Origin of the sequence: Stenotrophomonas sp. UBA7606 (genome assembly GCF_002477705.1) — a bacterium.
Lineage (GTDB): Bacteria > Pseudomonadota > Gammaproteobacteria > Xanthomonadales > Xanthomonadaceae > Stenotrophomonas.
Window position 1 is genome coordinate 1 of sequence record NZ_DLJW01000047.1, and the last position, 9403, is coordinate 9403.

Sequence of the window (9403 nt, forward strand, 5' to 3'; positions counted from 1 at the left end):
TGACACGAGAAATTTTTTGTTTCCTTTGAGTGCTTCCCCCTCTCCCCAACCCCTCTCCCGCAAGGGGAGAGGGGTTGGGGAGAGGGGAAGCATCACAGCCCTCAACTCACCCCTGCCCATCAACCACGCGCCGAATCGGCGGTGCCTCTTCCCAGCCCAGCCCCAACGCCTTCTGCAGGGCCACATAGCGCACCAGCAACTGCAGCTGCGCCTGCGCCAAGCTGTCCTCCGCACTGAGCTGTTGCCGCTGCACACCCAGCAGGTCGATCTGCGATGCCGCACCCGCCTGGCGACGCTGTGTCATCAACGCAGCCGCACGCCCGGCGGAAGCCTGGGCACTGCCTGCTGACTGCAACTGCTCACGGGCCGAACCAAACCGTGCCAGCGCGCTGTTGGCATCCTGCAGGGCAGCCAATACCGTGCCTTCGTAGGCGGCCAGCCGCGCCTCATTGCCGGCGCGGGCCTGGGCGACGCGCGCCTTGTTGATCCCGAAATCGAATACCGACCAGCGCAGGAACGGCATGACGATGCTGGCTGCCGAATCGCTGTTCAGGTCCGACAAGGACGAGGCCCCCATGCCGATCGTGCCCAGCAGGTTCACCTGCGGGAAATACGCCGACAAGGCCTGTCCGATCTGCGCCGAGGACGCCGCCAGCTCGCCCTCGGCCTTGCGGATGTCCGGGCGCCGGCGGATCACCGCCGCCGCGTCATCCACCGGCACCTCCGGTGGTAGCGCAGGCAGCGGACGGTCCTCGGCCAGCAGCGCATCCAGCGCACCGGGCTCGCGCCCGGTCATCAATGCCAGCTGATCCTTGGCCTCGGTGGCCTGCGCACGCAGGCCCGGCAACTGTGCGTGCTGCTGCTCGTACTGGGCACGGGCGCGTTCGACATGCAGGTCCGAATCCGCACCGCGCGCACGCCGCTGTCGCGTCAGTTCCAGCGATTCGGCCGCGGCCTGCAGGTTGCGTTCGGCCAGGCGGGTACGTTCGCGCGTGCCGCGGTAGCCCAGGTACACCTGCGCCACTTCGGCCGCCAACTGCACCTGGGCATCCGCCAAGGCGGCGATATCCGCATCGGCCTTGGCCGCCGCCTCCTGTGCGGCCCGGCGCTTGCGCCCGAACAGGTCCAACTCCCAACTGGCGTCGACACCGACGATGTACATATCGGTGTCCAGATCGATGCGCGACATCTCCTCGCGCAACTGCGCAGCTTCCTGCGGGCGCCCGTTGTTCTCGGCCACGCGTGCGGCCCCCTCGCCTATCTGCCGCACCTGATCGACCATGGAATCGGGTGGACTGATGGCCGCATAGCCAGCCACCGCGCCAACGCTGGGCAGCTGCTCGGCGCGGCGCTGGCGCTGCAGCGCGCGCGAGGCCAGCACCTTGGCCTGCGCCGCGCGCAGATTGGGACTGTCGCGCAGCGCCTGATCGATCAGCTGGTCCAGCAGCGGATCATTGAGCGCCCGCCACCACTGGCTGGAGGGCGTCGCGGCAACCACCCCGGCATCGGCAGCGCGTACCAGCGCCGGTTGCCCCAGCGCCCCCTTGGCCACCTCGGGGCGCACGTAGTCCGGCCCCAGCATGCAACCAGCCACGGCCAGCGGCAGCGCCAGGCAGGTGAGGTTTCGCAACAGCAGGAAAGTAGGTTGTCGCATCAGTGCATCGCCAGAGGTACGCCCTTGGGCAAGGGCTTTAGCAGGAAGACCAGCGGCAGGGTCGCCACCACGATGATGCCGAAAATCCAGAACAGGTCGTTGTAGGCCATCACCAGCGCCTGCTGCTGCACGATCTGCGCAAGCATCGCCGCGCCCTGCATCGGATCGCCCATCTGCGTACCCAGCGCATGCAGATAGTCCTGCGCCACCGCCGAATTGGCGGTAGTGGCGGTACCGATGGCGTCGATATGGAAGCTGACGCGCCGCTCCTGGAAAGTGGAGATGATGGCCAGGCCAATCGAACCACCGAGGTTGCGTGCGGCATTGAACAGACCCGATGCATCCGACGCCAACTCCTTGGGTACCGAGGTGATCGCTGCCTGGTTCAGTGCCATCATCGCCAACGCAAGACCACAGCCCTGCAACAACTGGCCGATTACGAAGTGCATGCCAACGCTGTCGGGGGTGAGCCCCAGGTTGACGAAACAGGCCAATGCGAAACACAGCATGCCGGTGAACACCATCACCCGCACATCGATGGTTTCCAGCATCTTCGGCATGAAGGGCATCAGCAGCACGGTCGGCACACCACCGAGCAGCAGTACGTAGCCGGCCTGCTCGGTGTTGTAGCCAGCGATCACCGCCAGGAACTGCGGGATCATGTACATCACCCCGAACAGGATCATGCCGACCGCACCAACCATCACGAACACCGCGCCAAAACTGCGCTGGAACAGTATCTTCAGGCGTATCACCGGCTCGCTGCTGGTGAACTGCGACAGCGCCAGCAAGGCGAAGCCGGTAACCGATACCAGGCTGAGGATGAGGATGAACTCCGACTCGAACCAACGCTCGCGCTGGCCGTCCTCCAGCACCACCGTCAACGCCCCCAGCCCGGCGGTCATGCCGACGATGCCCAGCCAGTCCGCGCGCAGCAGCCCGCCCCAGTTCGATTTTTCATGCGGCAGGCCTAGCACCAGCAAGGCGATCAGGCCGGCGCAGATCGGCACGTTGATGAAGAAGGCGTAATGCCAGCTGACGTTCTCGGTCAGCCAGCCACCCAGCAATGGCCCAATGATGGGTCCGAGGATCACCGTCATGCCGAACAATGCCGTGCCCAGCGTCTGCTGCGCCGGAGGCAGGCGGGTGGCAACGATGGTCAGCGCGGTGGGAATGAGCGCGCCGCCGGTGAAGCCCTGGCCGATACGGCCCAGGATCATCATGTCCAGGGTGCTGGACAGGCCGCACATCACCGAGAACGCGGTGAACAACGACGCGCAGATCAGCAGGAAGGTGCGCAGCCCCAGGGTGCGCACGAACCAGCCGGTCAGCGGAATCATGACGATTTCCGAGACCAGGAACGAGGTCGAGATCCAGGTGCCTTCGGTCCCGCTGGCCCCCACCTCACCCTGGATGGTAGGCAGGGCGGCATTGACGATGGAGATGTCCAGCGTCGCCATGAACGAGCCGATGGTGCCCGCCGCCACCGCCAGCCAGGCGCTGGCATCGGCTTTCTGCGGCACCGCGTTGGCGGCGGTGGTCGCCATCAGCGCTGATCAGCCCCGGGCGCGGCACCGGCGCCATCGCGGGTATCCACACTGACCTCCACCGACATGCCCGGCACCAACACCTTGCGCGTATCGGCATCGGCCTCGATGCGGATACGTACCGGCACGCGCTGCACCACCTTGGTGAAGTTGCCGGTGGCGTTCTGCGGCGGCAACAAAGCAAACTGCGAGCCGGTGCCTGGCGAAATGCTCTCCACCGTGCCATGCAGCTTCTTGCCCGGCAAAGCGTCGACCTCGATCTCCGCCGGCTGCCCGGCACGCATGCGGCCCAGCTGGGTCTCCTTGAAGTTGGCTGCCAGGTACAAGGACTCCACCGGCACCACCGTCATCAGGCGTGTGCCGGCGGCCACGAACTGGCCCACCTGCACCGTCTTGTTGCCGATGCGGCCGTCGATGCGCGCGGTCAGCTGGGTGTCCTCGAAGGCCACATTGGCCTGGGCCGCGTCCGCCTGGGCCTGCTTGAGGCCAGCGCGCGCCTGTTCCAACTGCGCCTGCCCGGCCTCCACCTGACTCTGCGCCCCGGCAATCTGCGAACGCGCGGCGTCGTACTGCGCCTGCGCGCGTTGCAGATCGTGCTTCACGCTTTCGAAATGCTCATGGGTATCAGCGCCGGACGCGGCAAGCGGCCCGAAACGCGCTACTTCGGCACGCGCAAACCGCAGCGTCGCCTCCGCCGATCTGAGCTGGGTGCGAGCCTGCACCAGCTGCGACTGGTTGCCCTGCATGCCAGCGCTGGCCGCGGCGATATCCGCTTCGCGCACCGCAATGACCGCCTCGGCCTGATCCAGCGTGGCGCGGTAGGTGCGCGGATCGATCCTGACCAGCGCCTGCCCCGCTTTCACCCACTGGTTGTCCTGCACCAGCACCTCGGTGACATAACCGTTCACCCGGGGCGCCACCGCCACTGCGTCGGCCTGCAGATAGGCGTTGTTGGTGGACTGCTGGTACTTGCCCACGGTGAGGTAATACGCCAGCCACGCCACCAGCGCGACAAGCACCGCCACCCCGATCAGGGTCAGCGTCCAGCGCACTTTGGGGTTCTTCAGTGGCGAAGGCTTGTCCGGCGCCGGGTCGGCATCGGCGGAGGTAGGACGGGACTGCTGGGGCTGTTCGCTCATGGGCTCGTCGCGGCTGTCGTCGGGAGGCCGGATCACCAAAACAGTGATCACGTACCTGACAGTACGGGAGCTGGGCGGGAGGTCAAGTGAACGCGTGCCGGATTTGGCCAAGCGCCGTACCGGAACCGCCCCCAGCCGCCGGATGGGGGACAAAAAAGAGCCCGCTTGCGCGGGCTCTTTTTCAAAGATGGAGGCCTGGGTCGGAATCGAACCGGCGTACGCGGATTTGCAATCCGCTGCATAACCACTCTGCTACCAGGCCATCAACTTGCAGCGCCGAAGCATTACTTCACCTCGACATGAAAAGACCCCGCGATGGGGGCCCATTCAACATTTGGAGCGGGAAACGAGACTCGAACTCGCGACCTCAACCTTGGCAAGGTTGCGCTCTACCAACTGAGCTATTCCCGCGGGGTGTGCCGCGCATGATACAGAGTTCACCCATCCTGCGCCAGCAGTTTTTAACAACTTCTTTCACATCGTCGCGGGCGCCATCGGCCGGCAGCCGACACACTGCCGGACAAGCGCCGGGCACGCAGGGGCCGGCGCTGGCGTACCATCTGCCCGCCCGACGCCCCCACTCCCCCCCTGATGACCGAACCGCATCGCGTACAAGGCCTCAACAACGATGAGGTGGCCGCCGACTGGCCTGCCATCAGCACCGACGAGCTGGCTTGGCTGAAAGGCCGCTATCTGCAGCTTGGCAGCAGCAACCAGTTGCGCTGGCACAGCCCGCGACCATTGTCGGCTGCCGCCATCGCCAGCGGCAGCGACGTGGATGTATTCATCAAGCGCCATCACCACAGCGTACGCAGCGCCGCCTGCCTGCAGGAAGAACACCGTTTCATGGCACACCTGCGCGCGGGCGGCATTCCCGTCAGCCAGGTACTGCCGGACCGCGACGGCAACACCGCGGTCGAACACGGCGATTGGACCTATGAACTGCATGCTGTCGGCGAAGGCAGTGACCTGTACCGCGACGCCCCTTCCTGGACATTGCTGACCAACACCTACCAGGCCGCCGAAGCCGGGCGCATGCTGGCCAGACTGCACCAGGCGGCGGCCAGCTACCACGCACCGCAACGCAGCACCCACCTGCTGGTCGCCCGCGATGATCTGATCCGCAGCGCCGATCCCATAGCCGCACTGAAGCTGACGCTGCCGCAACGACCAGCGCTGGCCCGCTATCTGGCACGCATTCCATGGGAGGCCGAACTGCAGCGCCACGTGCTGCCCTGGCACCAGGGACTGGCTCAACGCCTGGCGCAGGAGCCCAGGCTGTGGGCACACAACGACTGGCATGTGTCCAACCTGTTGTGGACCCAGGACGGCAGCGACCCGCACATCGGCACCGTGATGGACTTTGGCCTGGCCTCGCCCACCAGCGCGCTGTTCGATCTGGCCACGGCGATCGAACGCAACGCTGTGGCCTGGCTGCAGTTGGAACAGGGGGCCCGCGCCGTGCGCACCGATATCGCCCTGGCGCTGCTGCGGGGCTACCGCCAGGTGCTGCCGCTATCGGCCGCGCGGGTTCACCTGCTGGCCGACCTGCTGCCGATGGTGCATTTCGATTTTGCACTGTCCGAAGTCGAGTACTTCGAAGGCATCACCGGCTCCACGGCCAACGCCGACGTGGCCTGGCAACCGTTCATGCTCGGCCACCCCATCTGGTTCAACAGCCCGCCGGGGCAATCGCTGCTGCAGGCCCTGCACGCGGCGGCCTGAGCCGCGGATTCGCAAACCGCCGCCATTTGTAGTGAAATGGGCACTGAAGCGGGGGTGCCTGGATTGCCAGGCTGAGAGAGTCCCTTGGAACCTGATCCGGTTTGCACCGGCGTAGGGAGCTTTGAGCAGCAACCACCCCGCCCGCCGGCGGTTGTGCGCGCGCGCCGTCGCTTCGTCTCCCCTGTTGTCCGAAGACGAACCGAATGAACCGCTGCCTGCGCCCCACCCTGCTGACCCTCGCCCTGTGCGCCGCCCTGCCGCTGTATGCCAGCGAGGCAGGCACCGACACTGCCGAACACTCCCCCACCGAGCTGGCCGCCGTGCGCGTGCAGGCCCGGCAACCCGTCCCGGCCAGCCGCATCACCAGCTTCGGCAGTGGCGACTGGAAGAGCACGCCCGCCTCGATGAACATCGTGGACCGCGAGCAGCTGGACCACCTGCAGGTGCGCTCGCTGTCCGAACTGGCGCGCAGCGACGCCTCGCTCGGCGATGCCTATGCACCGGTGGGTTACTACCAGAACATCGCCATCCGCGGCTTCGCGCTGGACCCGGCCACCGGCTACCGCTTCAACGGCCTGTCCATTGCCGGTGAACAGCGCCTGGCACTGGAGAACATCGAATCGGTACAGATCCTCAAGGGCGAGGCAGGCCTGGCCGCCGGCGTGATGGCACCGGGCGGCATCATCAACTACGTCGGCAAGCGCCCCGCCGAGGTGCGCAACCTCACCCTGGGCACCGATTCGGAAGGTTCGCGCTACGCCGCCGTCGATGTCGGCCACTGGCTGACACCGCGCCTTGGCCTGCGCTTCAATGCGACCTGGGACGCGAGCAACTCCTACATCGACCATGCCGACGGCCGCCGCAACTTCTATGCGCTGGCCGCCGACTGGCTGATCGGCGAGCGCAGCAAACTCGAAGTCGACGCCAATTACCAGACCAGCGCCCAGCGCTCGGCCTCCGGCTATCAATTGCTGGGCGGCAGCCTGCTACCAGGCAAGGTGGATACCGACCGCATGCTCGGCTACCAGCCCTGGCAGCAGCCGGTTGGCATCGCCAGCACCAACATCACCGCTGCGCATACACACGACTTCAGCCCCACCTGGCAGTCGCGCATTGCCGTGGGCCACAGCCGCTCGGTGATCGATGACAACGTGGCATTTGCCTACGGCTGCTACTATGCCGCGCAATGCGCCGATGGCAGCGTGCCGGGCAACTACTTCGCGCCCAACGGCGACTACGACATCTACGACTACCGCAGCCCGGACGATACCCGCCGCAACCAGGAACTGCGTGCAGAGCTGCGCGGCAATTTCCACACCGGCAACATCGGCCATCAACTGACCGTGGGCGTGGACGGCTTCCGCCGCACGGTCGACAAGCGTCGCAACGTCAACGAGTACGTGGGCACGGTCAACATCAACGACAGCCAGTTGCCGGTGTTCGCCCCCTCGCCGCTGCAACCCGGCGCCTCCGCGCGCCGCCTGGACAGCCGCCAGACCGCGCTGTTCGTACTTGACCGCGCAAGCGTTGGCGACAACTGGGAGTGGCTACTGGGCGGCCGCCATGTGCGCCTGGACGAGCGCGCCTATGACAAGCGTGGCAATCCACAGCGGCATAGCCGGCTGTCGCAGTTCCTGCCGCAGACTGCACTGCTGTGGAAGGCCAATGATGCCCTGAATGTCTACGCCAGCTATGTGGAAGGCATCGCACTGGGCCAGGAAGCGCCGTTCTGGACGTCGAATGCCGACACCTTCCTGCCTTCGGTGCAGTCGCGCCAGCTCGAAGCCGGCCTGAAGTACAGCCTGGCCCGCGACCTCCAGCTGGGCGCGGCGGTTTTCCGCACCACCCAGCCGTACCAGTACGCAAAGCCCGACGACAGCGACGTTGGCTACACCTTTGTCGAACAGGGCAAGCAGGCCCACGCCGGGCTGGAACTCAGCGCGAACGGGCACCTGACCGACGCCCTGCAGATCTTCGCCAGCGCCAGCGCACTGCAGGCCCGCGCCCGCGACACGGGCACCGCCAGCTATGAAGGCCACCAGTTGGTCAACATCCCCAAGCTGCGCGCCAGCGTGCACCTGGCCTATGCCCTGCCCTTTGCACAAGGCCTGGACGTGACCGGTGGTTGGCGCCATGCCTCCAGCAATATCGCCCGCGCCGATGGCGGCGCGCGCGCGCCGAGCTACAACGTGTTCGATGCCGGCCTGCGCCTCCAGCACCAGTTGCATGGCCATGCCCTGCGCTGGAACCTGTCGGTGGACAATGTCTTCAACCACTTCTACTGGCGCGACACCGGCAGCAGCCTGGGTGATTACTACCTGTTCCCGGGCGCACCGCGCCAGGCCCGCGTGTCGGTGAGCATCGCACTGTGAGCAGCAGCCTGCTCGAGTGGTCGGCGGCGCTGTGCAGCATCCTCGGCGTACTGCTGATGGCACAGCGTCGTGTCGTGGCCTGGCCGGTCGGGCTGCTGTCGGTTGCGCTGTATGCCCTGGTCTTTGCCGAGGCCAAGCTGTATTCGGACACGCTGCTGCAGGTCGCGTTCGCCGGCTTCCTGACCTATGGCTGGATCAACTGGCACCGCCACGCCGCCGATGAAGGCGCCATCCGTATCGTGCCACTGTCGCGCAGCAAGCTGCTGCGCGACCTTGCCCTGGGCGTGGCTGGCGGCCTCGGCCTGGGGGCCTGCATGCATCTGTTCACCGACGCCGCGCTGCCGTGGCTGGACGCCTTGCTGACAGGACTCAGCCTGGTGGCACAGTGGTGGCAGGCACGCCGCCACGTGGCCACCTGGTGGCTATGGATCGCAGTGGACGTGGTGTATGTAGGGGCCTATCTGTTCAAGTCACTGCACGTTACCGCAGCCTTGTACGTGTTCTTCCTGGGGCTGGCGGTGATTGGCCTGCGCGCCTGGAGCAAAGCTGCCAGCAGCACCACCGCCGACAGTGCCACCGCAGCGGGCAGCTCCTCAAGCTGAGCAGGGACGTCCAGCGCAGAAACACGAAAGGCCCCTTGCGGGGCCTTTCGGTCGATGGCGAAACAACTGCTTCGCGATCATGATCTGGAGCGGGAAACGAGACTCGAACTCGCGACCTCAACCTTGGCAAGGTTGCGCTCTACCAACTGAGCTATTCCCGCATGTGGCGCGCATCGTGCTGAAGGGCTGGATGGGCCGTTGCGATATTCAAGACTGGAGCGGGAAACGAGACTCGAACTCGCGACCTCAACCTTGGCAAGGTTGCGCTCTACCAACTGAGCTATTCCCGCAGGCTTGCAATATCTTTCTGGATAAACCCCGCAAAAAAGCGGAATTCATTTGAAACTGGAGCGGGAAACGAGAC

6 protein-coding genes, 4 tRNA genes and 1 riboswitch are annotated in these 9403 nt (G+C 65.8%); of the genes, 3 read left to right on the top strand and 7 right to left on the bottom strand.

Going from position 1 to position 9403, the window contains the following annotated elements; translation table 11 throughout:
- Positions 1–106 precede the first annotated feature (106 nt).
- From B2527_RS06800 to B2527_RS06820, 5 genes are all read right to left on the bottom strand, one after another.
- A complete protein-coding gene (locus B2527_RS06800; RefSeq protein ID WP_293706799.1) occupies positions 107–1654 on the bottom strand; it encodes an efflux transporter outer membrane subunit in 1548 nt (515 codons plus the stop codon).
- Positions 1654–3201, bottom strand: coding sequence for a DHA2 family efflux MFS transporter permease subunit (locus B2527_RS06805; RefSeq protein ID WP_293706801.1), 1548 nt, complete (start codon positions 3199–3201; stop codon positions 1654–1656). The genes B2527_RS06800 and B2527_RS06805 overlap by 1 nt, the downstream gene beginning before the upstream one ends.
- Entirely contained in the window at positions 3201–4340 is a 1140-nt protein-coding gene (locus B2527_RS06810) for an HlyD family secretion protein (protein ID WP_293706803.1), read from the bottom strand. The genes B2527_RS06805 and B2527_RS06810 overlap by 1 nt, the downstream gene beginning before the upstream one ends.
- A 188-nt stretch (positions 4341–4528) precedes the next feature.
- A tRNA-Cys gene (locus B2527_RS06815) sits at positions 4529–4602 on the bottom strand.
- Between the two features lie 73 nt (positions 4603–4675).
- Positions 4676–4751: transfer RNA gene (locus B2527_RS06820), tRNA-Gly, on the bottom strand.
- Between the two features lie 180 nt (positions 4752–4931).
- Here B2527_RS06820 and B2527_RS06825 point away from each other — a divergent pair.
- The 3 genes from B2527_RS06825 to pnuC all read left to right on the top strand — a co-directional run bounded on the left by B2527_RS06825 (position 4932) and on the right by pnuC (position 9039).
- Complete coding sequence (locus B2527_RS06825; RefSeq protein ID WP_414717026.1) at positions 4932–6065, top strand: phosphotransferase enzyme family protein; 1134 nt, start codon at positions 4932–4934, stop codon at positions 6063–6065.
- Positions 6066–6105: 40 nt separating this feature from the next.
- Positions 6106–6200: riboswitch (TPP riboswitch) on the top strand.
- A 68-nt stretch (positions 6201–6268) separates the two neighbouring features.
- Positions 6269–8437 (top strand): TonB-dependent receptor, encoded by a 2169-nt coding sequence (locus B2527_RS06830; protein ID WP_293706805.1) that lies wholly within the window; start codon positions 6269–6271, stop codon positions 8435–8437.
- An 8-nt stretch (positions 8438–8445) separates the two neighbouring features.
- A complete protein-coding gene (gene pnuC, locus B2527_RS06835) occupies positions 8446–9039 on the top strand; it encodes a nicotinamide riboside transporter PnuC (protein WP_293706822.1) in 594 nt (197 codons plus the stop codon).
- 85 nt (positions 9040–9124) lie between these two features.
- On the opposite strand, the gene B2527_RS06840 is transcribed toward pnuC, so the two are convergent.
- Both B2527_RS06840 and B2527_RS06845 read right to left on the bottom strand, forming a co-directional pair.
- Positions 9125–9200: transfer RNA gene (locus B2527_RS06840), tRNA-Gly, on the bottom strand.
- Between the two features lie 53 nt (positions 9201–9253).
- Positions 9254–9329 (bottom strand) — tRNA-Gly (locus tag B2527_RS06845).
- Between the last annotated feature and the right edge of the window lie 74 nt (positions 9330–9403).